The sequence below is a fragment of the Afipia carboxidovorans OM5 genome, assembly GCF_000218565.1.
In the GTDB taxonomy this organism is placed as follows: domain Bacteria; phylum Pseudomonadota; class Alphaproteobacteria; order Rhizobiales; family Xanthobacteraceae; genus Afipia; species Afipia carboxidovorans.
In genome coordinates, this window is the sequence record NC_015684.1 from 2678455 (window position 1) to 2704276 (window position 25822).

At 62.1% G+C, this 25822-nt stretch carries 27 protein-coding genes; 15 read left to right on the forward strand and 12 right to left on the reverse strand.

Going from position 1 to position 25822, the window contains the following annotated elements:
- Positions 1-126 precede the first annotated feature (126 nt).
- Both OCA5_RS12715 and OCA5_RS12720 read left to right on the forward strand, forming a co-directional pair.
- A complete protein-coding gene (locus tag OCA5_RS12715; protein WP_012562628.1) occupies positions 127-345 on the forward strand; it encodes a KTSC domain-containing protein in 219 nt (72 codons plus the stop codon).
- A 204-nt stretch (positions 346-549) separates the two neighbouring features.
- Positions 550-810, forward strand: a complete 261-nt coding sequence (locus tag OCA5_RS12720) for a hypothetical protein (protein ID WP_012562627.1) — start codon at positions 550-552, stop codon at positions 808-810.
- Between the two features lie 67 nt (positions 811-877).
- On the opposite strand, the gene OCA5_RS12725 is transcribed toward OCA5_RS12720, so the two are convergent.
- Both OCA5_RS12725 and OCA5_RS12730 read right to left on the reverse strand, forming a co-directional pair.
- A complete protein-coding gene (locus OCA5_RS12725) occupies positions 878-2050 on the reverse strand; it encodes an outer membrane beta-barrel protein (RefSeq protein WP_193372356.1) in 1173 nt (390 codons plus the stop codon).
- Positions 2051-2203: 153 nt separating this feature from the next.
- The gene (locus tag OCA5_RS12730; RefSeq protein ID WP_244396156.1) at positions 2204-2779 is read right to left on the reverse strand and encodes an EF-hand domain-containing protein; all 576 of its coding nucleotides are present in this window, start codon (positions 2777-2779) and stop codon (positions 2204-2206) included.
- A gap of 290 nt (positions 2780-3069) precedes the next feature.
- Here OCA5_RS12730 and rpe point away from each other — a divergent pair, with 290 nt between their 5' ends.
- The 3 genes from rpe to OCA5_RS12745 all read left to right on the forward strand — a co-directional run bounded on the left by rpe (position 3070) and on the right by OCA5_RS12745 (position 5846).
- On the forward strand, positions 3070-3771 hold the full coding sequence (gene rpe / locus OCA5_RS12735; protein WP_012562624.1) for a ribulose-phosphate 3-epimerase: 702 nt from the start codon (positions 3070-3072) through the stop codon (positions 3769-3771).
- 135 nt (positions 3772-3906) lie between these two features.
- Entirely contained in the window at positions 3907-5214 is a 1308-nt protein-coding gene (gene purB, locus OCA5_RS12740; RefSeq protein WP_012562623.1) for an adenylosuccinate lyase, read from the forward strand.
- A 59-nt stretch (positions 5215-5273) separates the two neighbouring features.
- Positions 5274-5846 (forward strand): RBBP9/YdeN family alpha/beta hydrolase, encoded by a 573-nt coding sequence (locus OCA5_RS12745; protein ID WP_013913245.1) that lies wholly within the window; start codon positions 5274-5276, stop codon positions 5844-5846.
- 41 nt (positions 5847-5887) lie between these two features.
- Here the strand turns inward: OCA5_RS12745 and OCA5_RS12750 are convergent, their stop codons facing one another.
- Positions 5888-6448 carry a cytochrome b gene (locus OCA5_RS12750; RefSeq protein WP_012562621.1) on the reverse strand — a complete coding sequence of 187 codons (561 nt, stop codon included), beginning with the start codon at positions 6446-6448 and terminating at the stop codon, positions 5888-5890.
- 156 nt (positions 6449-6604) lie between these two features.
- Here OCA5_RS12750 and murI point away from each other — a divergent pair, with 156 nt between their 5' ends.
- Positions 6605-7399, forward strand: a complete 795-nt coding sequence (gene murI / locus OCA5_RS12755; RefSeq protein ID WP_012562620.1) for a glutamate racemase — start codon at positions 6605-6607, stop codon at positions 7397-7399.
- A gap of 297 nt (positions 7400-7696) precedes the next feature.
- The gene (rpsD, locus tag OCA5_RS12760; protein WP_012562619.1) at positions 7697-8314 is read left to right on the forward strand and encodes a 30S ribosomal protein S4; all 618 of its coding nucleotides are present in this window, start codon (positions 7697-7699) and stop codon (positions 8312-8314) included.
- Positions 8315-8449: 135 nt separating this feature from the next.
- Here the strand turns inward: rpsD and grxD are convergent, their stop codons facing one another.
- Entirely contained in the window at positions 8450-8785 is a 336-nt protein-coding gene (gene grxD, locus OCA5_RS12765; protein WP_012562618.1) for a Grx4 family monothiol glutaredoxin, read from the reverse strand.
- A 267-nt stretch (positions 8786-9052) separates the two neighbouring features.
- Here grxD and egtB point away from each other — a divergent pair, with 267 nt between their 5' ends.
- Both egtB and egtD read left to right on the forward strand, forming a co-directional pair.
- A complete protein-coding gene (egtB, locus tag OCA5_RS12770) occupies positions 9053-10312 on the forward strand; it encodes an ergothioneine biosynthesis protein EgtB (protein WP_012562617.1) in 1260 nt (419 codons plus the stop codon).
- A 33-nt stretch (positions 10313-10345) separates the two neighbouring features.
- A complete protein-coding gene (gene egtD, locus OCA5_RS12775; protein ID WP_012562616.1) occupies positions 10346-11320 on the forward strand; it encodes an L-histidine N(alpha)-methyltransferase in 975 nt (324 codons plus the stop codon).
- Positions 11321-11393: 73 nt separating this feature from the next.
- Here egtD and OCA5_RS12780 read toward each other — a convergent pair whose 3' ends face one another.
- Entirely contained in the window at positions 11394-11627 is a 234-nt protein-coding gene (locus OCA5_RS12780; protein WP_013913246.1) for a BolA family protein, read from the reverse strand.
- Between the two features lie 193 nt (positions 11628-11820).
- Here OCA5_RS12780 and OCA5_RS12785 point away from each other — a divergent pair, with 193 nt between their 5' ends.
- On the forward strand, positions 11821-12948 hold the full coding sequence (locus tag OCA5_RS12785) for an acyltransferase family protein (RefSeq protein WP_012562614.1): 1128 nt from the start codon (positions 11821-11823) through the stop codon (positions 12946-12948).
- Positions 12949-12969: 21 nt separating this feature from the next.
- Here the strand turns inward: OCA5_RS12785 and purL are convergent, their stop codons facing one another.
- The 4 genes from purL to purC form a co-directional block, all read right to left on the reverse strand.
- Positions 12970-15177, reverse strand: a complete 2208-nt coding sequence (purL, locus tag OCA5_RS12790) for a phosphoribosylformylglycinamidine synthase subunit PurL (protein WP_013913248.1) — start codon at positions 15175-15177, stop codon at positions 12970-12972.
- A gap of 8 nt (positions 15178-15185) precedes the next feature.
- Complete coding sequence (purQ, locus tag OCA5_RS12795; RefSeq protein ID WP_012562612.1) at positions 15186-15887, reverse strand: phosphoribosylformylglycinamidine synthase subunit PurQ; 702 nt, start codon at positions 15885-15887, stop codon at positions 15186-15188.
- Between the two features lie 6 nt (positions 15888-15893).
- Positions 15894-16136, reverse strand: a complete 243-nt coding sequence (gene purS, locus OCA5_RS12800) for a phosphoribosylformylglycinamidine synthase subunit PurS (RefSeq protein WP_012562611.1) — start codon at positions 16134-16136, stop codon at positions 15894-15896.
- A gap of 168 nt (positions 16137-16304) precedes the next feature.
- A complete protein-coding gene (gene purC / locus OCA5_RS12805; protein WP_148261431.1) occupies positions 16305-17072 on the reverse strand; it encodes a phosphoribosylaminoimidazolesuccinocarboxamide synthase in 768 nt (255 codons plus the stop codon).
- 277 nt (positions 17073-17349) lie between these two features.
- Between purC and OCA5_RS12810 the strand changes: the two genes are divergently transcribed.
- Both OCA5_RS12810 and OCA5_RS12815 read left to right on the forward strand, forming a co-directional pair.
- Entirely contained in the window at positions 17350-17667 is a 318-nt protein-coding gene (locus OCA5_RS12810; RefSeq protein ID WP_012562608.1) for a DUF1476 domain-containing protein, read from the forward strand.
- Between the two features lie 190 nt (positions 17668-17857).
- On the forward strand, positions 17858-18385 hold the full coding sequence (locus OCA5_RS12815) for a hypothetical protein (RefSeq protein ID WP_012562607.1): 528 nt from the start codon (positions 17858-17860) through the stop codon (positions 18383-18385).
- Positions 18386-18501: 116 nt separating this feature from the next.
- Here the strand turns inward: OCA5_RS12815 and OCA5_RS19505 are convergent, their stop codons facing one another.
- Entirely contained in the window at positions 18502-18735 is a 234-nt protein-coding gene (locus OCA5_RS19505; protein ID WP_244396155.1) for a hypothetical protein, read from the reverse strand.
- Positions 18736-19185: 450 nt separating this feature from the next.
- Here OCA5_RS19505 and OCA5_RS12825 point away from each other — a divergent pair, with 450 nt between their 5' ends.
- A complete protein-coding gene (locus tag OCA5_RS12825) occupies positions 19186-19935 on the forward strand; it encodes a sulfite exporter TauE/SafE family protein (RefSeq protein WP_012562605.1) in 750 nt (249 codons plus the stop codon).
- A gap of 12 nt (positions 19936-19947) precedes the next feature.
- Here the strand turns inward: OCA5_RS12825 and OCA5_RS12830 are convergent, their stop codons facing one another.
- Complete coding sequence (locus tag OCA5_RS12830; protein ID WP_012562604.1) at positions 19948-21123, reverse strand: TrmJ/YjtD family RNA methyltransferase; 1176 nt, start codon at positions 21121-21123, stop codon at positions 19948-19950.
- Between the two features lie 469 nt (positions 21124-21592).
- On the opposite strand from OCA5_RS12830, the gene OCA5_RS12840 reads away from it, so the two are divergent.
- Positions 21593-22810, forward strand: coding sequence for an NADP-dependent isocitrate dehydrogenase (locus OCA5_RS12840; protein WP_012562601.1), 1218 nt, complete (start codon positions 21593-21595; stop codon positions 22808-22810).
- 282 nt (positions 22811-23092) lie between these two features.
- Positions 23093-24001: a hypothetical protein gene (locus OCA5_RS12845; protein WP_012562599.1), complete on the forward strand. Its 909-nt coding sequence runs from the start codon at positions 23093-23095 to the stop codon at positions 23999-24001.
- Here OCA5_RS12845 and ybaL read toward each other — a convergent pair.
- Positions 23977-25653 carry a YbaL family putative K(+) efflux transporter gene (gene ybaL, locus OCA5_RS12850; RefSeq protein WP_012562598.1) on the reverse strand — a complete coding sequence of 559 codons (1677 nt, stop codon included), beginning with the start codon at positions 25651-25653 and terminating at the stop codon, positions 23977-23979. The two genes, OCA5_RS12845 and ybaL, sit on opposite strands and share 25 nt — an antisense overlap.
- Between the last annotated feature and the right edge of the window lie 169 nt (positions 25654-25822).

The window sequence follows — 25822 nt, forward strand, 5'->3', positions numbered from 1 at the left end:
GGAAGTACCCACGGCCCGGCGGGAAATCCGACCTTCCCGCCGGGTTCCTTTTTGCCCGCGGCGCTTCGAACCGCGAGGCACTTCATGCGTTATCTCTGCAACGAGAAAGCGCGTGGAGTCTGCCTCATGCCTTCGACTGCGATTCGCCGCATTATCTACGACCCGACCGATCGCGAATTGTGGGTGACGTTCGTCTCCGGCCGCGAGTATGTCTATTTCGACGTGCCGCCGGAGAAGTTCTCGGCGTTCAGCCACGCCTCATCGCGCGGCGGATTTTTCAATCGCGAGATTCGTGATCAATATGCCTATCGTGAAGTCACCCGCGTACACCGCCAGGCGAGCTAGATAGATGCGAATTCTGACGAGTTAACAAAACCGGTTCCCGATACCGCCCTGAAGGGTAGTAGCGTTGTGACGCTCGAGATGAACCGTCTACGCTTCTTCCCGTAGGTTTTAAGGTTAGTTCGCCAATCCGATTGGCACCCTCTCCTGCTCTCTCCACGGTTGCCGGCGTGCACAGATCGTGCACGTCAACAGTGGAGAAACGTCATGAAAAAGATTCTGGTCCTCGCCGTTGCAGCCGCCGCCTTCGCCGCGACCCCGAGCTTTGCAAAGAGTGGAAACGGCATCGGCCTCAGCGCGAACGTGCTAACCGGAAAGAGCGGCGTGCTGGGCTTGCTCAATGGTCGTAGCGCGCTCGTGGTCAACACGGGCGTCACCACCGGCAAGAGCGGCATCCTCGGCGCCGTGCTCGGCCGCGGTGGTGCTCTCGGCGGCGGCCATGGCGGCGGCTGCGGCTGCGGCTACTGAATGGAGGCCCGCCAATCCCGCGGATGGGAGCTTTCCCATCCGCACTTCTGCTGCGATCCTTAAACCGCTAAAGCAGCTTGCCAAAGGTCTTCGTCCCGGTCTTGCTGTCGGTACCTTGTGCAAGCGGCGTGAATTTCCTGGTGATTGAGGACGACAGGATCAACGCATTCGCGTTATCGCCAGAAATCAGCACGCCCTGCGCATAGGTGAGATCGAGCCCCAACGCATAATCATTCCCGAGATCGTACACGCCCCCGAAAGCGATGCTGCGTGTCGTCGCCTCGAACGGGGAATCGAGATATCGCGTCGTCGCATAGCCCGCGGCAGCGCTAAGCGTTAAGTTCGCGCTCGCCGCCCAGGACAGCTTGCCGGTGAAGGCCGCATCGATCGTGATCGGGGAAATCGGGAACGTCGTCTCGTTCGCCCGGCGCCATGCGGCGAGATCAAGCGTGAAAGCATCACGCTTCCAGTGCAGCTTTCCGTCGTAGAGCAGCGCCCTCACATCGCTGAAATCCGGATCGTGCCATGTGCCGCGCAATTGCGACAGCGAGCCCGCCACGCTGAAATCCTTATCGGCGTATTTCGCAAAGACGAACGGCTGGACCCGTTCGTTATCGCGACGATAGCCGAATACATCGAACTCGCGCGCATAGCGCCGCACCGACACATTGACTGACGTACCGACTTCGAACTTGCCATGAACATAGGCAATGCCCGGGATCACCGTGCCGCGCAGATATTGCTGCGCCTCGGGCAGAAAGTCCTGAAAGATCGCATTGGTCTGGTTGAGACTTGAACGCGCGCCCTCGGCCGTGACGAACATCTTGAATGAGCTGATCTTTGCCTCACCTTTCACCGACTGGATCAGATCGGACGAGCGCAGGTTGTAGGTGCTGACGTCAGAAATCGTCGTCACCGAACTGAGATTAAGATCATCGCCGCCCAACATGCCGCGAATGATGACCTTGCCGTTCAACGCGGAGACCACGTCGGGGTTGGCGTACTGGGTCCGGCTTGCTTCCGCCGCGAGGCCTAATCCAATGTCTCCATCCTTATGCGCGGCGACAAGCGAGGCATCGGTAGCGATGAAGGCCGAGCCGCCAATGCCGGTGCCGTTCGAGAACTGCGGATTGGAATCGAAGCCACCGCGCAAGCGCAACGAGGCTGCAAGCTCGTCCGCGCCCCACACTGGGCGCAACAGAGCCAACAGAATTCCGCACACTAACGCTTTCCGCAACATGCCACCCGCCACGCGAACCTGCGGGCATTACGTGGGCGGCATCGTTAGCGAGATATAAAAATCGCCCGGCGTCACGTATTGCTACATAGACGCCGGGCGCACTGATACCGCGTGTGTGGGTGCGGGTGGGACGTTAAACGCGCATTCTGCGCGTTAGACCTGAACTGCTCCGGTTGCGGAATTCGTCGCCGTCGGTAAACGGCCCTGAGTGAGCCTGCTCATGACGTTGTAGGTCGAAGCGGCAGCGGCCGGATCGTTGCCCTTGACGTCCGCATCGTTGCGGCTTGCCTTCCGCGCCTGAAGCGCCGCCGCAAGCTCCTGAGCACTGACCGAGCCGTCTCCGTTCGCATCGAGTTCGGCGAAAACCTTATCGGCTGCGGCCGTATTCGTGCCGCCCGCGCCAAGCTGCTCGCGGAATTCGGATTGGGAGATCGCCCCATCGCTATTGGTGTCGATCCGCGCGAAAAGACTTTGCTGCGTGCCGGCCTGCGGTTCCGCCGCGGTCAGCGCATTCCATGTATCGGTCGAGAGAACCCCGCTCCGTCCCCATGTGGCGGACGCCGAAGCCGTCGTGGTGGGCGCCGTCGCGCCGGGCACGCTGAAAGAATTCGATGCCGAAGGGACGACCCCCGTCCCCGGCTTCGTGGATGACGATTTCGATGCCGCGAGCGACGACAGCAGATCGAGCGCTGTGGATGCGGCACCGGCCAAAGCCAGATACATGGCCATACTCCCTCCGCCGCGCATGCGCGGCCCCACAGGAGTTCCAGCAATTGTCGTGCCGGAGGAAAATGCCGGTAAATCGGCCCTTTTCTCCGCGAGAGCCGCGCGCCATCCGGCAAAAGCTGCCGAACGCGGGCAGAAAATGCCGATACGAAAGGGCTGAGAGGCCGCAATTGGCGGTGAGAGGCGCCAATCCCGTTTTGCGCCCGGGGCGCAGGCATGATAGCGAAACGCCATCCGCCGGAAGGGCGCATTCCGCCCCCGGCTCCTGTCCCAGTGCTTACACGCCGGTGCCCATGTCCCAGCCGTCCGCTCTACGTCCGCTGATCATTGCGCCTTCAATTCTCGCCTCGGATTACGCCCGGCTCGGCGAGGAAGTCCGCGCCGCGGATACCGCCGGCGCCGACTGGCTGCATCTGGACGTGATGGACGGCCACTTTGTGCCGAACATTTCCTACGGGCCGGACGTCATCAAGGCGATGCGTCCGCACAGCAACAAGATTTTCGACGCGCATTTGATGATCGCGCCCTGCGATCCCTATCTCGAGGCGTTCGCGAAGGCGGGTTGCGACCACATCACCGTCCATGCCGAGGCCGGGCCGCATCTGCATCGCTCGCTGCAGGCGATCCGCGCGCTCGGCAAGAAGGCCGGTGTTGCGCTCAACCCAGCAACGCCTGCTAACGCCATTGAATATGTACTCGATCTCGTCGACATCGTGCTGGTGATGTCGGTCAATCCGGGCTTCGGCGGCCAATCCTTCATCCCGACCGTGCTGGAAAAGATCACAACCATCCGCGCGATGTGCGCAGGCCGGCCCATCGACATCACGGTCGACGGCGGCGTCACCGCCGACAATGCCGCGCAGATCGCCGCCGCGGGCGGAAACGCCCTTGTCGCCGGCTCGGCCGTGTTCAAGGGCGGCACGTTCGAACATTACAAGGCGAACATCGCCGCTATCCGCAACGCTGCCGCCATCGCACGCGGCGAAGTGGTGTGAACGTCTAACCACCAGGCTGTCGTCATGGCCGGGCTTCACCCGGCCATCCACGCCTTGCTTGGGTTGAATCAAATGAAGACGTGGATGCCCGGCACGAGGCCGGGCATGACGGCTTGAATCTGACAGGATGCACGAATGATCCCCCGCTACTCCCGCCCCGAAATGACCGCGATCTGGGAGCCCCAGACCCGCTTCCAAATCTGGTTCGAGATCGAGGCGCATGCCGCCGATGCGCTGGCCGAAATCGGCACCATCCCGAAGGATGCGGCGAAGAAGGTCTGGGAGAAGGCCAAGGGCGTTACCTTCAACGTCGAGCGCATCGACGAGATCGAGCGCGAGACCAAGCACGACGTCATCGCCTTCCTGACTCACCTCGCCGAGATCGTCGGTCCCGAGGCGCGCTTCGTGCATCAGGGCATGACCTCGTCGGACGTGCTCGATACCTGCCTCAACGTGCAACTCACCCGCGCCGCCGATCTTCTGATCGCCGATCTTGACCGCGTGCTGGCAGCGCTCAAGACCCGTGCGTTCGAGCACAAGTTGACGCCGGTCATCGGCCGTTCGCATGGCATTCATGCCGAGCCTGTCACCTTCGGCCTCAAACTCGCTTATGCCTATGCCGAGTTCACCCGCGCCCGTGCCCGCCTCGTCGCCGCGCGCGCGGAAGTCGCGACCTGCGCCATCTCCGGCGCGGTCGGCACCTTCGCGCAGATCGATCCGCGCGTGGAGGCTCATGTCGCCAAGGCGATGGGGCTCACCGTCGAGCCGATCTCGACACAGGTGATCCCGCGCGATCGTCACGCGATGTTCTTCGCAACGCTCGGCGTGGTCGCCGCCTCGATGGAGCGGCTCGCGATCGAGATCCGCCACATGCAGCGCACCGAAGTGCTGGAAGCGGAGGAATTCTTCTCGCAGGGGCAGAAGGGTTCTTCGGCGATGCCGCACAAGCGCAACCCGGTACTGACAGAAAACTTGACCGGCCTCTCGCGCATGGTCCGTGCCTATGTGACGCCCGCGCTGGAAAACGTCGCGCTCTGGCACGAGCGCGATATCTCGCATTCTTCCGCAGAGCGGATGATGGGCCCGGACGCCACCGTGACGCTCGACTTCGCGCTCAACCGCCTCGCCGGCGTGATCGAGAAACTGCTCGTCTATCCGGAGAACATGCAGAAGAACCTCGACCGCCTCGGCGGCCTCGTCCACTCGCAGCGGCTTCTCCTTGCATTGACGCAGAAGGGCGCCTCGCGCGAAGACGCCTACAAGCTCGTGCAGCGCAATGCGATGCCGGTCTGGCGCGGCGAAGGTGACTTCCAGTCACTTCTGAAAAAGGATGAGGACGTTAAAAAGTACTTGTCCGACAAGGAGATCGAGGAGCAATTTGACCTCGCCTATCACTTCAAGCACGTCGACACGATCTTCAACCGCGTGTTCGGCGCTGCTTGACGAAGGACACCCCACGATCCCCGGCAGCGGTGTCACAGCCGCTGCCCTTCAAGCCCGCCATGATCCCCTCCTGCGATGCCTTTGACTTTCTGCTGCTGCCGGGCCTCGGCAATTCCGGGGTCGATCACTGGCAGTCGCATTGGTCGATGGCGTTTCCGAACGCCTCGCGGGTGCTGCAGGACGACTGGGATACACCGCAACTGCCCGACTGGCTGGCGCGGCTCGACAATGCCGTCGCCCAAGGCAAGCGCCCCGCGATCCTGATTGCGCACAGCCTCGGCGTTGCGCTTGCCGTGCACTGGCTCGCCTCGCGCGAGCCTGGGCGCGTCAAGGCCGCGTTTCTGGTGGCGCCTTCGGATGTCGAGTCCACCGATCACACGCCCGATACAATCCGGAATTTTGCGCCGCTGCCCCGCACGCGACTTCCCGTCCCCACCATCACGGTTGCGAGCAGCGACGATCCGTTCGTGACGCTGGAGCGCGCCTGCACATTTGCATCGGACTGGGGTTCGGCTTTCCATGACGCCGGCGCGCTTGGCCATCTCAATGGCGTCTCCCGCCTCGGCCTGTGGCCGCAGGGGCTGGTGCTGCTCGGACGGCTGCTCAATCGCGTTTCAACCACAAGCGATTAGCTCATTTAGAGCAGCGGACTCCTAATCAGCAGGTCCGGTCTCTATGCCCGGCCGTCGATCATCCGCTCCAGCACGCCATCCTTCCTGATGAAACGATGGTAGAGCGCGGCCAGCACATGCAGCGCGATCAACGCCAGCAGCGCGTAGGCGATATAGATGTGCCAGTGCTCGTAAAAGCGTGACGCGGCCCGGTTCTCGACCGTGAACTGCGGCACCCGGAACAGGCCGAAGAAATCCGCATAGTCCGGCTTGTGCGCGCCTGAATGTGCCCAGCCCAATCCCGCTACCAGAATGGTCAGCGCATAGAGTGACCATTGATTGAAACGCGCGAGTGTCCGCTCCCAGGCTGGCGTCTTTTCCGGCAGCGAGGGCGTCGGGTTCGCCACTTTCCAGATGAGGCGCAGTGCGGTGAACAGCAGCACGAGGTAGCCGATATCGGCATGGATCGAGCGATAGAAGAAGCGATCCGCCCGCGCCGGGAAATGGTTCATCCACCAACCATAGGCAATCATGCCGATGATGGCCGCGCCGAGCCCCCAATGGAAAGCCCGCGCCACCGCGCCCCAGGTTCGTGCCGTGTTGTTCAGAGTCTTGTTCGTCATCGGTAAGATCGACGAAAAGCCACAGATGGACGGCATGAACAAGCGAATGCCGAGGCAAGACCTTGGAATTGTTCCAAATCGGAGTATAGCGGTTTGGCGGGCCGCGCCGGGCACCCGCGAAACCCATTCATAACCTCCGCCCGCTATTCTTCTATCGTGTCGATTCCGCGCGCCATTCTCGTTTTCGATTCCGGCCTCGGCGGCCTCACGGTTCTGCGCGAGATTGCGGCGGCGCGCCCGGATGCCGCCTACACCTATGTCGCCGACGATGCCTTCTTCCCCTATGGCCAGCATGAGGAAGACGAGATCATCGCCCGCGTTGTGCCGCTGATCGGCGACCTGATCGACCGACACCGCCCCGACCTCGTTGTCATCGCCTGCAACACCGCCTCGACGCTGGTGATGGACCATCTGCGCAAGGCCTACTCGGTCCCGTTCGTCGGCACGGTCCCGGCGATCAAGCCCGCCTGCGCCGCCTCGAAAACGAAAAAGGTCTCCGTACTGGGCACGCGCGGCACGGTGAAGCGCGAATATACCCGCACACTGATCCGCAATTTCGCACAGGGCTGCGACGTGACGCTGGTCGGCGCGGAAAACCTCGCAAGCCTTGCGGAACGAGCGCTGCGCGGCGAGGCGATCAGCGACGATGCCGTTCGCGCCGAGATCGCCGCATGTTTTGTCGAGGATAGCCCCCGCACCGACACCGTGGTGCTCGCCTGTACGCACTATCCGCTGCTTCTGGAGCAGATCCAGCGGATCGCGCCCTGGCCGGTGGCGTGGATCGACCCCGCACCCGCGATTGCCCGGCGAGTCGTGTCGCTGATCGGCCCGCAGGCCGACCGAAGCGCCGCTCCGGCAAAATTCCTCTTCACCTCCGGCCGCGCGCCGACCGCCACGCTCGAGACTGCACTTCGTCCCTTTTTCGGCGCAGACGCGCTGGATTTCGCCTGAAGCCCAAGCCGTCTGACGGCCCGCCGAGCAATTCGTTGAAATCGCTTGATAATCTTGCTGGAACGGTGTCGCCCTACGCCTCCTGAAAGCCCCGCTTTCCAGCCCTTAAACGTTTGACTTGGCGGCGCTTTCTCCTTAAGAACACCCCTGCTCGCGGGCCTTTTCGGCCCGCGTTGTGTTTCGCGACCCGTGGCCGGCCCTGTCATGCTTATGGGGACGGCCTGTCAGTTGCGGGATTTCCCGCAACACAGGAGGGCGCGTTTCCTCAACTCAACTGTCTTATGGAAAGAGGACGCGATGACTAAGCGCAATGAGGCGAAGTATAAAATCGATCGCCGCATGGGCCAGAACATCTGGGGCCGCCCGAAGAGCCCCGTCAACAAGCGCGAATACGGCCCCGGCCAGCACGGCCAGCGCCGCAAGGGCAAGCTCTCCGACTTCGGCACGCAGCTCCGTGCCAAGCAGAAGCTCAAGGGCTACTACGCCAACATTTCCGAGCGTCAGTTCTATGCCGTTTACGTCGAGGCGACCCGCCTCAAGGGCGACTCCGGCGAGAACCTGATCGGCCTCCTCGAGCGTCGCCTCGACGCCATCGTCTATCGCGCCAAGTTCGTGCCGACGATGTTCGCTGCCCGCCAGTTCATCAACCATGGCCACATCAAGGTGAACGGCAAGCGCGTCAACATTCCGAGCTACAAGGTCAAGGTTGGCGACGTGATTGAGGTCAAGGACGCCTCCAAGCAGCTCGCTCTGGTGCTCGAAGCCAACCAGCTTGCCGAGCGTGACGTGCCCGACTTCCTCGACGTCGATCACGGCAAGCAGACCGCGAAGTTCACGCGCATTCCGAGCCTCTCGGAAGTGCCCTTCCCGGTTCAGATGGAACCGCACCTCATCATCGAATTCTATTCGCGCTAATCCGCACGAACGGCACCAAATCAAAAGGCCGCCCATTGGGGCGGCCTTTTTCGTATCTCCATGGCTTCCGCGGCGTCGTATCAGCCGGGAGGCTCGCGGCCCAAGCCAGCGAGCCCATCGCCAAGCGATGAATGTTTAGCCGGCGGTCTGGCGCACGGTGACGCCCTTCTCCGTAAACATCTTCTGCAGTTCGCCGTTCTGGAACATCTCACGCACGATGTCGCAACCACCGACGAACTCGCCCTTCACGTAGAGCTGCGGAATGGTCGGCCAGTTGGAGTAATCCTTGATGCCGTTCCGCAGATCGGTCGAATCCAGGACGTTCAGGCCCTTATAGGGAACGCCCACGTGATCGAGGATCTGGACCACCTGACCCGAGAATCCACACTGCGGAAACTGCGGCGTGCCCTTCATGAACAGCACGACGTCGTTCGACTTCACTTCATTGTCGATAAATTGCTCGATGCTCATCGTTTTATCCCTTGGCGTGGATTTGGCCTCCGATGTCACGGTCATCGGCAGGCTCCCGCCTCGCTATATATGTAGCCAGAATCGAACGTCCATCCAACGAAATCGCGCATGAAAACTGCGTCTTGAGGCCTCAATTCGAGCCGTTTTCGCCGCAAACCACGCCAAAAGGCGCAAGGTAGCATGGCCGCGGTCTCCGCCATGAGACAGACGAACTTGTTGCGGAACTAAGCGGGTGAAACACTGTTTTTCTCCAAACCGGAGAAATTCGTGACAAATCCATCTCCTGCGGCCTCCGGCCAGTCCGTTGCGTCGGCGTTTTCCAAAATCTCCCTCTCGCGCGCGCTCGCGGACACCTACCGTGCCGTCCGCGACGAGACCGAGCGGCGCGCGGCACCCCTGTCGCCCGAGGACCAGTTGATCCAGTCGATGCCGGATGCGAGCCCGGCGAAATGGCATCGCGCCCACACAACATGGTTCTTCGAGCAGTTCCTGCTCGGCCCGCACAGGCCGGGCTACAAGGTCTTCCATCCCGACTACGCTTATCTGTTCAATTCCTATTACGTGAGCGCGGGACCCCGGCACACGCGTGCGCAACGCGGCCACCTCACCCGCCCCAGTGCGGACGAGGTCACGGCGTATCGCCAATATGTCGACGCGGAGATGATCGCGTTTCTCGAGAACGCGGACGAGGCGACGTTGACCGCCATCGCTCCCCTGATGGAAGTCGGCTTCAACCACGAGCAGCAGCATCAGGAGTTGATGCACACCGACATCCTGCATGCCTTCGCGCAGAACCCGATCCCGCCCGCCTATGACGCAAGCTGGGCGCTACCGCAGCCTCATCGTACGGGCGAGGCATCGAGTGAGTCTTGGGCCTCCCTCACCGAAGGCATCCATACCATCGGCTATCAAGGCGACGGCTTCCACTTCGACAACGAGAAGCCGGCTCACCGCGCACTTGTCGGCCCGGTGAAAATCGCACGCCATCTCGTCACCAACCGCGAGTGGCTCGCGTTCATGGAGAACGGCGGCTATCGCACCGCGACGCTGTGGCTGATGGACGGTTTCGCCGCTGTCGAGCGCGAAGGCTGGGAAGCGCCCGGCCATTGGCGCTTCATCGACGATCGCTGGCACATCATGACGCTCACTGGCTTGAAACCGGTCGATCCTGACGATGCGGTCTGCCACATCAGCTATTACGAGGCCGATGCGTTCGCGCGCTGGAGCGGCAAGCATCTGCCGACGGAAATGGAATGGGAAGTCGCGGCCCGCGCGGGGCTGCTCGACGATGCCTACGGCATTGTCTGGCAATGGACGCGCTCATCCTACGCACCCTATCCCGGTTATCGCGCCATCGAAGGCGCGCTCGGCGAATACAACGGCAAGTTCATGGTGAACCAGTACGTACTGCGCGGCTCGTCGATCGCCACGCCCGAAGGGCACGCACGCGTGAGCTACCGCAACTTCTTCTATCCGCACCATCGCTGGCAGTTCACCGGGCTGCGGCTCGCCGATTACGCCAACTAACGACCTCTCTCGCATTCACTAACGGAGTAACGCATGAATGTTCACGTTTCCGCACCGGCCGACAAGCGCCACTCTATCGATCCGGCGTTTGCCAGAGATGCGGTTCGCGGGCTGAGTGCGGAGCACAAGAGTCTACCGCCGAAATATTTCTACGACGAGAGAGGCTCGGACCTGTTCGAGAAGATCACGCGGCTGCCGGAATATTATCCAACGCGCACGGAGCTCTCGATCCTGCAGGAACGCGGCGATGAGATCGTCGCCGCCATGCCGAAAGATGCAGCACTTGTCGAGTTCGGTGCCGGCAGCACCGCGAAGGCGCGGCTTCTGCTGGCGCATCGTCGCATCGCCGCTTATGTGCCGGTCGACATTTCCGGCGCGTTCCTCACCCGGCAGGCGGAGGCGCTGAAGAACGACCTCCCGCACCTCGCCGTTCATCCGGTGATCGCCGATTTCACTCACCCGTTCATGCTGCCGCGCGAAGTCGCCTCACTGCCGAAAGCCGGGTTCTTTCCAGGTTCGACCATCGGCAATTTCGAGCCGGAGGATGCCTGCGCGTTTCTCACGATCGCGCGCCACATCCTGGGTCCCGGCGCGACGTTCATCGTCGGCGTCGATCTCGAAAAGGACGACCGCACGCTGCAGGCTGCCTATAACGATGAAGCCGGGATCACCAGCCGTTTCAACAAGAACGTCCTGTTCCGCATCAATTGCGAGCTCGACGGCGATTTCGATATTTCGCGCTTCTCACATCGCGCGATCTACAACCGCGCGGCGCATCGTATCGAGATGCATCTGGTGAGCCTCGCGCCGCAGACCGTGCATCTTCTCGGCCACGACATTGCGTTCCGCGCCGGTGAAAGCATTCACACCGAGTCGAGCTATAAATACAGCGTCGCACATTTTCAGGAGCTGGCGCGCTGCGCCGGCTGGATGCCGGACAAGGTCTGGACTGACGCGCGGCGGATGTTCTCGGTTCACGCACTTCGCGCGAAACCCGCGCACCACTAGGCGTCCGCGCGCATCGGACTCGCAACACATCGGACTGCGAGGCCGCTTGAATGTCGGCCTCGCTACGCCGGTATTACTCCGGCACGCCGGTCTGCAAGGCAAGGGCGTGCAGCACGCCGCCCATCTGTCCCTTTAGCGACTGATAGACGATCTGGTGCTGCTGGACGCGCGACTTGCCGCGGAAGGATTCCGAGATCACCGTTGCGGCATAATGATTGCCGTCACCCGCGAGGTCGCGGATTTCGACGGTCGCGTCCGGAATGCCCTCCCTGATGAGGGTTTCGATCTCCCGGGCGTCCATGGGCATTTGTCGTCTCCTTTCGGCATAGCCTTCGGTTTCAAACGTGCTGCAATTATGGCAGATTCTGACGTCGGCTGCACCCGCTGCCAATCGTCGCCCTCCTTGCATTCTCCCGTCTCTATCGCATGGCGGGATGGCCGGGGCGATCACAATTCCTTGCCCGGTGTCGGCCAGCCCGCCGACGGAGCCCGTTTCCGCGATGCCCGCCCGCAACGCCGCCATCGACCATTCGCGGACCGCGCTGACGATCCTCGTCGTCGCCCATCACGCGGTGATCCCCTACACCTATTACGGCCGTGCGGATGCGCAGACCTGGCTCGGGTTCGACGGGTTCATCCTCGCCACTGACACCTGCATGATGACGGCGTTCTTCTTCATCTCGGGGTTGTTCGTCTGGCCGAGCCTGCGGCGCAAATCGATCCTGCAGTTTCTGGACGAGCGGATGCTGCGGCTGGCACTGCCGTTCGCGGTCGCCGTGCTGACGCTGATGCCGCTCGCCTATTACGCGCTGGAACTGCGGATGCATGACATCTCGTTCAGCGCCTATTGGTGGCGGACGATCACCGCAGGGCCATGGCAAAGCGGTCCTGCGTGGTTTGTCTGGGTGCTGCTGGCACTCGACCTCACCGCCGCGCTGCTCTATCGCACCGCCCCAAACATCCTTGCCCCGCTTAACCGCCTCGCTCGCGCAGGGTTTGCGCGACCGCTGCCGTTCTTCCTCGCCTTCGTCGCGGCGTGTCTTGTCGCCTACGTCCCGATGCGGCTCGCATTCGGCGCCACCAGATGGTTCGAGTTCGGACCAGTCTCGATACAGGCAAGCCGCGTGCTGCTCTATCCCGCCTGCTTCTTTTTCGGCGCGGCCATCGGCTATTCCAACCTCGACCGCGGCTTGCTCGGACATGGCGGCGCACTCGCGCGGCGCTGGGGACGCTGGGCTCTCGCCGCGCTCGCTGCCTATGGGCTTCTGGTTGCGCTTGTCTATTACCGGCGCGGGATTCTGCCCGATCCGAACGTCCTGCCGGAATGGTGGCAAATCGCCTATGCATTTATCTTTGTGCTGCTCAGCGCCACGGCGTCGTTCGCGATCCTCGGCGGTTTTATCCGCCTCAACGCCGCCGCCATGCCGCTTCTCGACGCCATGCAGCCCGCTGCCTACGGCATCTACCTCATCCACTATGTCCCGGTGCTGTGGATACAGTACTGGCTGTGGGGCACGGATCACTCCGCCTTCACCAAGGCAGGGCTGTCACTTGCTTTCGGATTAGGCGCGAGCTGGCTTTCAACGGCGGCACTACGCCGCCTGCCCGGCGCGACGCGGGTGCTTTGAGAGGCCCGGAAGCGTCTCTACTTAGTCCTGCCCCGCCATATAGTTCGGCAGCCAGCCCTCAAAGCTTTCCTCGAGGGATGCGATCGACACCGGCGCTTCGCCCTCGATAGCAATCGTATCGCCACCGGTCTTGCCGATCTCGACACAAGGCACCCCGACCGCCCTGAGCTTGCTCATCATCGAGAGAAGATGATCGTCCGGTACGGTCACGATGTAACGCGCCTGATCCTCGCCGAACCACCACGCATGCGGCACAATCTCGGCCGGCGGCGCATTAAGCACCGCACCGATGCCGCTCGCCATTGCCATTTCCGCAAGCGCCACCAGAAGGCCGCCATCGGAAACATCGTGCACGGCCGTCGCGGTGCCGCTCTTGACCATGCCGCGCACCACGTCTCCGTTTCGCTTTTCGGCGGCAAGATCGACCGGCGGCGGTGCGCCTTCCTCACGACCACAAATATCGCGCAGATAGACCGACTGACCGAGCCAGCCTTGCGTATCGCCGATCAACAGGATCGCTTCGCCTTCAGTCTTGAACGCAAGCGTCGCGGACTTCTGGAAATCGTCGAGCAGACCGACGCCGCCGATGGAGGGCGTCGGCAAAATGCCGCGACCGTTGGTTTCGTTATAGAGCGAGACGTTGCCCGACACGATCGGGAAATCCAGCGTGATACACGCCTCGGAAATTCCCTTCAGGCAGCCGACAAGCTGGCCCATGATCTCAGGCCGCTCCGGATTGCCGAAATTGAGATTGTCAGTGATAGCGAGCGGCTTGCCGCCGACCGCGGTGATGTTGCGCCAGGCTTCGGCCACCGCCTGCTTGCCGCCTTCGACCGGATCAGCCTCGCAATAACGCGGCGTCACGTCGACGGTGAGCGCGAGCGCCTTCGGACCATCCTGTACACGCACCACGGCAGCGTCGCCGCCCGGGCGTTGCACCGTGTTGCCGCCGATGACGTGATCGTACTGCTCCCACACCCAGCGCCGCGAGCAGAGATCCGGTGTCGCGATCAGCTTCACCAGTGCATCCGTCACCGGCATCGGCGCCTTCACGTCGCGCGCATGAATGGTCGGCAGCGGCTCGCTCGCGACATGCGGGCGATCATAGACCGGCGCTTCGTCACCAAGCTCCTTGATCGGCAGGTCGGCCATCACGTCGCCGCCGTGCTTCACCACGAAGCGCTTGGTCGGCGTGGTGTAGCCGACGACCGCGAAATCGAGGCCCCACTTCTTGAAGATCGCCTCGGCTTCCTTTTCCTTCTCGGGCTTCAGCACCATGAGCATGCGCTCCTGGCTTTCCGAGAGCATCATCTCGTAGGCGCTCATGCCGGTCTCGCGCGTCGGCACGCTGTCGAGATCGAGATCGACGCCGAGGTCGCCCTTCGCCCCCATCTCGACGGCCGAGCAGGTCAGACCCGCCGCGCCCATATCCTGAATTGCGATGACGCAGCCCGCTTCCATGATCTCGAGGCAGGCTTCGAGCAGCAGCTTTTCGGCAAACGGATCGCCGACCTGCACGGTCGGGCGCTTCTCGTCGCTCGCGTCGTCGAACTCGGCCGATGCCATGGTCGCGCCATGGATACCGTCGCGCCCGGTCTTGGAGCCGAGATAGACGATCGGCATGTTCACGCCGCTCGCTGCCGCGTAGAAAATCTTGTCGGTCTCGGCGAGGCCCACGGCCATCGCGTTGACGAGATTGTTGCCGTCATAGCGGGTGTGGAAGCGCACCTGCCCACCGACCGTCGGCACGCCGAACGAGTTGCCGTAACCGCCGACACCCGCAACAACACCGGACACGAGATGCCGCGTTTTCGGATGCCCAGGCGCGCCGAACGACAGCGCATTGAGGCAAGCGATCGGGCGCGCGCCCATGGTGAACACGTCGCGCAGAATGCCACCGACGCCGGTGGTCGCGCCCTGATACGGCTCGATGTAGCTCGGGTGGTTGTGGCTCTCCATCTTGAAGACCACGGCAAGCCCGTCGCCGATGTCGATCACGCCGGCATTCTCACCCGGCCCCTGGATCACCCATGGCGCCTTGGTCGGCAGGCCGCGCAAATGAATGCGCGAGGATTTATACGAGCAATGCTCGTTCCACATCGCCGAGAAGATGCCAAGTTCAGTGAAGGTCGGCGTGCGCCCGATCAGCTTGAGGATGCGCTCGTACTCATCCGGCTTGAGGCCGTGAGAAGCGATCAGTTCGGGCGTGATGGCAGGCTCGTTACTCAAGGGTTTGGTCACGCCGCACGCTCCAGATGCGCGGCAAGGCCCGCGAACAGGCCGCGGCCGTCGGTGCAGCCCATCGCTTCTTCGACATGGTTTTCGGGATGCGGCATCATGCCGAGCACATTGCCCTGCTCGTTGACGATGCCGGCAATCGAAGCGGCCGCCCCGTTGATGTTGTGAAGGTCGCCGACCTCGCCGTTCGGCGCGCAGTAGCGATAGAGCACGCGGCCATCACCTTCGAGGCGCTTCAACGTCTCGACGTCAGCCGCGTAATTGCCTTCGCCATGAGCGACCGGCACGCGGATCACCTGCCCGGCATTGTAGCCGCGCGTAAACGGCGTATCGGAGCGCTCGACCCGCAGATGCACGTCGCGGCAGATGAACTGCAGCCGCGCATTGCGCATCAGGATGCCGGGAAGCAACCCGCTCTCGCACAGGATCTGGAAGCCGTTGCAAACGCCAAGCACGAGGCCGCCCTTGGCTGCATGTGCGCGCACCGCATCCATCACCGGCGAACGCGCGGCAATCGCGCCGCAGCGCAGATAATCGCCATAGGAGAAGCCGCCGGGGATCACGACGAGGTCGGTGCCCTTCGGCAACTCGGTGTCGGCGTGCCAGACCATTTTCGGCTCATGGCCCGAGACGAGTTTCAGCGTGCGCGCCATATCGCGCTCGCGATTGATGCCCGGAAAAACGAGGACTGCGGATTTCATCGTCGCCTAGCCCAGAACCTCGACGCGATAATTCTCGATCACCGTATTCGCCAGCAGCTTGTCGGCAGCAGCCTTGAGTGCCGCCTCGGCCTTGGCCTTGTCGGCGCCATCGAGCTCGATGTCGAATACCTTGCCCTGCCGGACGCTGGCGATTCCGGAGACGCCGAGCGATTTCAGCGCGCCTTCAATAGCCTTGCCCTGTGGATCGAGAATGCCGTTCTTCAACGTAACGGTGACGCGCGCTTTCATATTCCGAATTCACCACTGACTTCCCTCTCCCCTTGTGGGAGAGGGTGGTCCGAATGTCGCTTGCGACAAGAGGACCGGGTGAGGGGGAGAAAGGGCAGAGAGCCAGGCCCCCTCACCCGGCTCGCTTTGCTCGCCACCCTCTCCCACAAGGGGAGAGGGAAAGAAAGATTAGCTCTTCACCAGCACCGGGCCGGAGCCTGCGGGGCGCTCGTTGTCGATCAGGATGCCGAGGCGCTTCGCCACTTCGGTATAGGCCTCGAGCAGGCCACCGAGATCGCGGCGGAAGCGATCCTTGTCCATCTTCTCGTTCGACTTGATGTCCCACAGCCGGCACGAGTCCGGAGAGATTTCGTCGGCCACGACGATGCGCATCATCTCGTTCTCGTAGAGACGGCCGCATTCCATCTTGAAGTCGACGAGGCGGATGCCGACGCCGAGGAACAGCCCGGAGAGGAAGTCATTGACACGAATGGCAAGCGCCATGATGTCGTCGATTTCCTGCGGCGTCGCCCAGCCGAACGCGGTGATGTGCTCTTCCGAGACCATCGGATCGCCGAGCTGATCGTTCTTGTAGTAGAACTCGATGATCGAGCGCGGGAGCTGCGTGCCCTCCTCGATACCGAGGCGCTGCGACAGCGAGCCAGCGGCGACATTGCGCACGACGACCTCGAGCGGCACGATCTCGACTTCGCGGATCAACTGCTCGCGCATGTTGAGACGCTTGATGAAGTGCGTCGGCACGCCAATGTCGTTCAGATGCTGGAAAATGTATTCCGAGATCCGGTTGTTGAGGACACCCTTGCCCTCGATGATCTGGTGTTTCTTGGCGTTGAACGCGGTGGCGTCGTCCTTGAAATGCTGGATCAGGGTGCCGGGCTCCGGTCCTTCATAGAGAACCTTGCCCTTGCCTTCGTAAATGCGACGCCGACGGCTCATTGGGATGTACCGAGTGTTGTTGAAATCCATGGATCGGGGTGCTCCGATATTACGCGACACACGGCGGAGCTGCCGCGAAGCCCCTTGATACGGAAAACAAACCGCGAACTGGACTCGTCCGGCAACCTATCTGATCGGCCCTCCCGTTACAACGTAAGCCGGTTGTTTTCGGGAGGTTTTACCGGCTTGTTTACACTGCGACCATTTCGGAGGTTGCGGGCGCCACCCCGAACCCTATATGCGGGAACAAACCGGATTCAACTTACAGGTCAGATATATGTCGAGCTTTGAAAAACGCGAGGAAGGCTTTGAGAAGAAATTTGCTCTCGACGAGGAGCAGAGGTTCAAGGCTTTCGCGCGGCGGAACAAGCTGCTCGGGCTTTGGGCAGCCGAAAAGCTCGGCCTGAGCGGCGACGGAGCCGCGGCCTATGCCAAGGATGTCGTCACTGCCGATTTCGAGGAATCGGGCGACGGCGACGTGCTGCGCAAGGTCACCAGGGACCTCGCCGACAAGGGCGTTTCCGAGCAGGACATCCGCGTGAAGATGGATGAACTGATGGCGGAAGCTGCCGCTCAGGTGAAGGCCGGAACGTAGATCAAACTCTGCTCGGCCTGCTCTCGTTGCGGTGATCGGAAATAGGACTATATTCCGAGGCATGGTCCTGCCTCACATCCCACCCACGCTCACCCGCCTCCGCGTCAAGCCCGACGAGCCATCGGAGGGGCCGCCCGCGATCAACGGTCCCCGGCCGCAAGGTTCGCGGCGGATGCATACGGATTCATCCGTGGCGCTGGTCCGCTACCTGATCGAACAGACAACGCTTTCTCATCGTGAGATTTCAGCCAGAACTGGCTTCGCCCAGAGCACCATCTCTTGCTGGAGGCGCAATTTCGGCTGGCAGCGTCCCACTTTCGCGCCGCGCGCGACCGACACGGTGCCCCGCGCCCGTGCCGGGGCGAGATTGAAACTGCGCATGCTTGCCGTCCGGCTGCGAACCCTCGCAGAGCGGATGGTGCGCGAGCTAGAGGAGACGCCGGGGGTCGATACTGAGGCGCTGATGCAAGCGCTGCAGGTTTTAAAAATGGCGCGGCTGGAAGCAATGGGAAACCGCAAACGGTCGCGCTGGTGCGCGCAGGCGATGGATGGCCACACTTACCTCTCGCGCGAGGAGGCGATCCGCACCGCGCTCAAGCAGATGCGCCGCGGCGGTGTTGACATCGACCGCGCTCCGCAAGAGGCGCTGGATCTCGTGATCGACGCCAACTTGCCGGTAGAGCCGGATCATCCGGCGCTAAGAGAGAGAGGAAAGTGAAAATAGAAAAATGTCGAGGTGTCCCGAGCTGATCTGAGGACATTGGCCTAAGCCAGCCCCAACTGCTGTGGCCGTGAGCCAGATCAGGGCGAACGAATAACGCCCACCCCCGGATGTTACTTGATCACGATCTGAAAGCTCATCGATCCGGTCACATTGTAGCCTTCCGGCTGCTGCGGGTTGATCTGGCGCGCCGCATTGACGTTGCTGCTTACCGAAACCAGACGGCAATCCTTCGCAAGCGTGGCGCGAAGGAGATTGCACTCGTGCGCAGCCATCTCATAGACCATCCGTCGCGCACGCTCGCGCAGCTTCTCGGCTTCGGCGCTCTCGCCGGTCGGGCCCGGCATGAAAATATTGAGATTGCTCTGAACGCGAACAGGCCCCTCCAACCGCGATGAGCCGGCTGATTGTTCGAGACTAATACGTTGGCCCGGTGTTTGTGCGGCCGACGGGGCCATGAGGGCCATGACGCAGGCGCCAGGGGCAATCAGTTGCTTGAAAATTGTCATTGATTCATCTCGGCTGGAAACGATGGTAGCGCTTTAGTCGCGATCCTTTACCGCCTGCCGAAACCTGGCCCCGAAATATTGGGGTCGGTTTTCACCGCTCGTTAACAACGCCATCCATTCCGTCTCGTCACCGAGCGCGCGCGTTTACGGTACAAATCCACCTTATATCTTGCGCACCCATTCCAAAGCCGCCAGCCACTTGCCCGGCCCGCTTTCACATGTTGCACTGGCGGAACCGGCCCTTCTTCTGCCTGCAGACTCACCGCGGCGGACAACGACCCGCATCAGATGTCTGCCACCCTCATCATCATTCTCGGCGCAGTGGTTGCAGGCTTCGTACAGGGCCTCTCGGGCTTCACCTTCGGGCTCGTCGCCACCTCGATCTGGATCTGGGTCGTGGAACCGCAACTCCTCGCCTCGATGGTGGTGTTCGGCGCCCTTACCGGGCAGATCCTTGCCGTGTTTTCGGTCCGGCGCGGCTTCAGCTGGAAGCTGCTGTGGCCCTATCTCGCCGGCGGACTCATTGGCATCCCGCTCGGTGTCGCGATCCTGCCGCGCCTTGATGTGGACCTGTTCAAGGTCCTTCTCGGCACGCTGCTCGCGATCTGGTGCCCGATCATGCTGTTTTCCTCGCGGCTGCCACCGATCCGGATCGGCGGCGCACCGATGAATGCCGTCATTGGCCTCTTTGGCGGTGTGATGAGCGGGACCGGCGGCTATTCGGGCGTAATCCCGACCTTGTGGTGCGCGCTACGCCGCTACGAGAAGGACAGCCAGCGCGCCATCATCCAGAATTTCAACCTCGCCACGCTCGGCGTCACCATGGCGACCTATGTGGCAACCGGCATCACCACCGCCCGCATGCTGCCGACGTTCGCGATCATCCTGCCGGCGATGCTTGTGCCGACCCTGATCGGCACGCGGGTTTATATCGGCATCAGCGAGACGACCTTCCGCCAGATCATTCTGGTGCTGCTCACCATCTCGGGCGTCGTGATGCTTGGCACATCGCTGCCGCACCTTCTGACACGAGCCTGAAGCGCCTGCGTCTTACGCCTTCTCGATCGTAGCCAGTGCCGTCTCGATGTCCCGCTCGATCGCCGCGGCGGCCAGCTCCACCACCCGGTAGCCGCGCTCCGCCAGCCAGGCCGTGCGTGCGGCGCGATCCCGCGCCACTACCTCGCCCTCGCCCGGCTGGACGATTTCGATCGCCACGCGGCGCGAGAACGAGACGAAATCCGGAATGTGCCGCCCGACCGGGGTCTGACGCTGGAACTGGGCGGCGAACCGCCGGTCGCGGGTCAGCGCCTGCCACAACAGGCGCTCCGCATCGGTCGGGTTGCGCCGCAGGAGCCGCGCGAGCCCACGCACCGAGCTCGAGCCGCCCTCGCCGTTACCCTGCTCGGCCAGCAAGGCTCGTAGCCGCGTCGCCTGACCGCCGTCGAGGACACCACCCTTGGCGGGCCCCTTGCGGCCCTCCGCGAGCGCCATCACCACTCCGTGGAGTGTGTGCATGTCCTGCTTGGTCGGCTCCATCCGGCTGAAAATATTACGTAAATTGACGAGCATGACGTCGCGCTTCTCGGCCGGGCGAAGGAACTCGACCTTGTCGAGTTCCGCGACCAGATTAGTGAAAAACGCCTCCATCTGATGCTGCGAGGCCCGCTCAGACCGCTCCGGCATGGAGAACGGTATCTCACCACCGGAAGCGAGCTTGAACCATTCATAGCCCATCAGCAGCACCGCCTGGGCGAGGTTGAGCGAGGCAAAGCCCGGATTGACCGGGAAGGTGACGATACGGGTGGCGAGCGAGACCTCCTCGTTGGTGAGGCCCCAGCGCTCGCGGCCGAACAGGATGCCGGCCGTAGCGCCCTGCGCCACCTCCGTGACGATCTCACGGGCCGCCGCCTCGGGCGCGACCACGGGCTTGGCCTGATCGTGGGCACGGGCGGTCGTCGCAAACAGGAGCGCACAATCCGCGACTGCCGCCTCGACCGTCTCGAAGACCTCGACCTGCGTCAGGATGTGGTCGGCACCCGCCGCGGCACGCTCGGCCGCCATATTTGGCCAACCGTCGCGCGGCTTCACCAGACGTAAACGTGTCAGGCCGAAATTACCCATGGCGCGAGCGGCCATGCCGATGTTCTCGCCGAGCTGCGGCTCCACCAGCACCACAACGGGGCCCGGCAGTTCGGCACGCGGCTTGGTCTTGTCGGTCCCCGACATTCGTTCGCTTTCCGATTCAATGGCTGAAGCGTCTGCATCAACCATCGAAGACGGCGATTCAAGTCCTGAAGAGATTGAATCAAGACGCGAAGGCGCTGAACGAGCGCCCCCGGAATTCGATTCAGGACGCGAACAATCAGAACCAACCTCTGAAGGTTTTGATTCAGGCTCTTAAGGCGTTGAATCAAGTTCTGAAGAAAGCGATTCAACGCGTGCAAAAGCACGGATTTTCGCGCCAAAAGGCGCCCGGCCAGCGTCAAATTCAATTGTAATCGGAAGGGGTTACGGAATCGTTTTGAATCGGTGATTCCGCTCGCGGCATGCCTCTCAGCCATCGCGCCCGATGTGCCCTGATACCGCGGATTTTCTCCGCCTTCTGGCTCCCTTCCGTCACCCTCCCGCGGGTGCTAAGGAGCGCCGCACATCCTCGTTTTTCCACCAAAAATCTCAAAAAAAGGCGCGCTCTATCATGGCCAAAATCAAGGTAGCGAACCCCGTTGTCGAACTCGACGGCGACGAGATGACCCGGATCATCTGGCAGTACATCAAGGACAAGCTGATCCACCCGTTCCTCGACGTGAACCTTGAGTATTACGACCTCGGCATGGAGCACCGCGACAAGACCAACGATCAGGTCACCATCGACGCCGCCAACGCCATCAAGAAGCACGGCGTCGGCGTGAAGTGCGCGACCATCACCCCGGACGAAGCCCGGGTGAAGGAATTCAATCTGAAGGAAATGTGGAAGTCGCCGAACGGCACCATCCGCAACATCCTCGGCGGCGTGATCTTCCGCGAGCCGATCATCTGCAAGAACGTGCCGCGCCTCGTGCCCGGCTGGAACAAGCCGATCATCATCGGCCGCCACGCCTTCGGCGACCAGTACCGCGCGACCGACTTCAAATTCCCCGGCAAGGGCACGCTGACGATGAAGTTCGTCGGCGAGGACGGCAGCGTGATCGAGAAGGAAGTGTTCAAGTCCCCCGGCGCCGGCGTGGCCATGGGTATGTATAACCTCGACGACTCCATCAAGGATTTCGCCCGCGCCTCGTTCAACTACGGCCTGTCGCGCGGCTATCCGGTCTACCTCTCGACCAAGAACACCATCCTCAAGGTCTATGACGGTCGCTTCAAGGACATCTTCCAGGAGATCTACGGCGCCGAGTTCAAGAAGGAATTCGAGGCCAAGGGCCTCACCTACGAGCATCGCCTGATCGACGACATGGTCGCCTCGGCGCTGAAATGGTCCGGCGGCTATGTCTGGGCCTGCAAGAACTACGACGGCGACGTGCAGTCCGACACCGTGGCGCAGGGCTACGGCTCGCTCGGCCTGATGACCTCGGTGCTGCTGACGCCGGACGGCAAGACGGTGGAAGCCGAGGCTGCCCACGGCACGGTGACCCGCCACTATCGCGAGCACCAGAAGGGCAAGGAGACCTCGACGAACTCGATCGCCTCGATCTTCGCCTGGACGCAGGGCCTCGCCCATCGCGCCAAGCTCGACAACAACGAGGCGCTGGCGAAATTCGCCAAGACGCTCGAGCGGGTCTGCGTCGAGACGGTTGAGAGCGGCTCCATGACCAAGGACCTCGCCCTCCTCGTCGGCCCGGACCAGAAGTGGCTCTCCACCACAGGCTTCCTTGACAAGGTCGCGGAGAACCTGACCAAGGCCATGGCGACGGCCTGAGCATCAAAACAGGCTCATAAAATAATAAAAGGCGCGGATCACTCCGCGCCTTTTTGGTGATCGAAACAGTTCCGTGAATGAAATCCCGGAAACACACCCTCTGAACGAACGGCACCCGGACGGTTCGCCGGATCAGCAACAATCACGCCGCATTGCAGCGACACCGTATTGCCTTCCGGCACCCCCGGACCCTAGAAAAGGTAACTGGTTCGCTCGCATCTGGCGCGGTCACAAACGCGCCACATCCTCGAATAGAGGCAAAATCATTGCGGCAAAGACATCATGCTACTCACTCCTGCCGGCGATGACTCGAACGATCCGCTGCTGATCGAAGCCGCGCACCTGCGTGCCTTGCCTGCCTTCCCCACAGCCGTCCGCGAATACACGGTCGCCATCGCGCGCTTCCGTGAGGCGCCGCGCCTGCTCACCAAGCTGATGGCGTCGGAAACGCGTTTCCGCCTGACCGCCTATGTATTTTATCTGAGTGCCGATCACGAAACCTACGGCCCGCTCGGCGGCGCCACCTACAGCCGGTTGCTCGAACTGTGTTCGCAGCGGCAGGAACTCAGCCCACGCGTCCTCAAGACAACGCTGGCCCTGCTGAAGCTCGCCGGCTTCATCAAGACATCGCAGAACACATCCGACCGCCGCTCAAAATCCTACTACCCGACTCCGCGCATGATGGATTTCGTCAAGAGCTGGATGCCCCATGCGGTGAACGCTCTCGACGCACTGCAGCCGGACATGCAGCGCGCGCAGATGCTGGCGGAGGACCCGGATTTCATCCGGCGTTTCGCCGCCGCTGCCGGACACGAGCACGCAACGGACATCCCGCTGATCGACCGCATGCCGGAATTCACCTGCTTCTTCGGCAAGCGTGAGGGCGCGATCCCTGTCGTGCTGGCTGTCATGCTGTCCGACATTGACAGCCTGCCGTTGCCGAGCCGGGCGCAGATCGCCAAACGCTTCGGGCTATCGAAGACACAAGTCTCGAACATGATCGCCGAAGGCGCCAAGCTCGGCTTTTTCTCAACCGATGGCGCAGGAACACCACGCGCGACTGCGTATCTGCGCGACAGCTACGCGCGTTTTATTTCGGTCGAACTCGCCTTCTATGCGCGGCACATGCGACCGGCCTCGCGGACATGCGAGCGAGGCCATGAACCTCACGACGCCAGCGGCTGCGCCTGAATGCCGATCTCGGCGATCATCACCTTCGCAATTTCCAGCTCGCCCATGATCACCAGATTTGCCCCGTGATGCTCGAGATGCGCGATCTCCTGCTCCGAATGCGCACGCGCGATGATCGGGATGCTGGCGCTGATCGCCCGCGCCTTGGCGATGATCTGGCCGCTCTCGAAAGCATCTGGGATCGCAACCAGAAGGCCACGCGCGGCTTCGAGATTCGCTGCCTGCAGCATACCGGGCGCTGCGGCATTGCCGCTGATGACCTCGATCCCCTCCTGCTGCAAGCGCTCGATGGCACCGGGATTATCCTCGATCACCAGGAACGGCGCATTTCCGGCGCGTAGCGCCTTGCCGACCACGCTGCCGACGCGTCCGTAGCCGACAAGAATGACATGGCCGGTAAGGCCTGAGACCGGCAGTTCGACACGCGGTGCAGGCTTCTCGTCGTTCGACGCTTCCGACACTCCCTCTTTTTCTTTCAGAACGCGGTCGAGCACGGCGAACCATAACGGGTTCAGCATGATGGTGATGATGGATCCCGCGAGCACGAGATCGCGACCGCGCTCGGTCATCAGCGACAGGCTGACGCCGAGTGCGATGAGGATGAAGGAGAATTCACCGATCTGCGCAAGGCTCGCTGAGATCGTCAGCGCCGTGGGTTTGGAATAGCCGAACAGCCGCACGATCCCATAGGCCGCGATCGATTTGCCGAACAGGATGATGAACAATGTCGCGAGAAGCGGCAGCGGCTCCTTCACGATGATCGAGGGGTCGAACAACATGCCGACCGACACGAAGAACAGCACCGCGAATGCATCGCGCAGCGGCAGCGTCTCGCTCGCCGCGCGCTGGCTGAGTTCGGACTCGCTCAGGATCATGCCGGCGAAAAAAGCGCCGAGTGCGAACGATACATCGAACAGCAAGGCCGCACCGAAGGCGACGCCAAGCGAAATCGAAAACACCGCGAGGCGAAACAGTTCGCGCGAGCCGGTGTGGGCGACATAATGCAGAAGCCAGGGAATGACGCGGCGGCCGACCACCAGCATCAACACCATAAAGGTCGCGACCTTGCCGAGCGTCATCAAGAGCGGCCAGGTGAGCGCCGACATATCCAAGCTGGTCTCGCCGTTCATTAGCCCCGCAAGCGGCGGCAGCATCACCAGCGTCAGCACACAGAAGATGTCCTCGACAATCAGCCAGCCGACCGCGATGCGGCCACGCTCGGTGTCGATGAGACGCCGCTCCTGCATCGCGCGCAGCAGCACTGCGGTCGAAGCCGTGGAGAGTGCGATGCCGAACATGATGCCCTTGCCATTGCTCCAGCCGAGCATCCAGCCGAGCGCCCAGCCCATCAACGTGGCGGCCGAAATCTGCGCCACCGCGCCCGGCAGTGCGATGCCGCGCACCGACCACAGATCCTTCAGCGAGAAATGCAGGCCGACGCCGAACATAAGAAGAATGATTCCGATCTCGGCGAGTTCGTTGGCGATAGTCTGATCGGCAACGAAGCCCGGCGTGAACGGGCCCATAACAACGCCTGCAAGCAGATAACCGACGAGCGGTGAAATACGGGCGCGTTGAACCAGCGCGCCAAGGAAAAAGGCGAGAACGAGACCGACGACAATTGTCGAAATAAGCGGCGTGTTATGATTCATGCGGCATTTTGTTGCATTTGTGAATATGATGCCAGAACGTTGTTTGGCTACCCATCGACGCACACCGACACGACAGGCGTATCGCTGAGATGGGTTGAGCAACTGCGTGAGGCATGCCGTTGATGTGCCTCAACGCGCCGATATGCTGACAACGCGATGATATCGCATG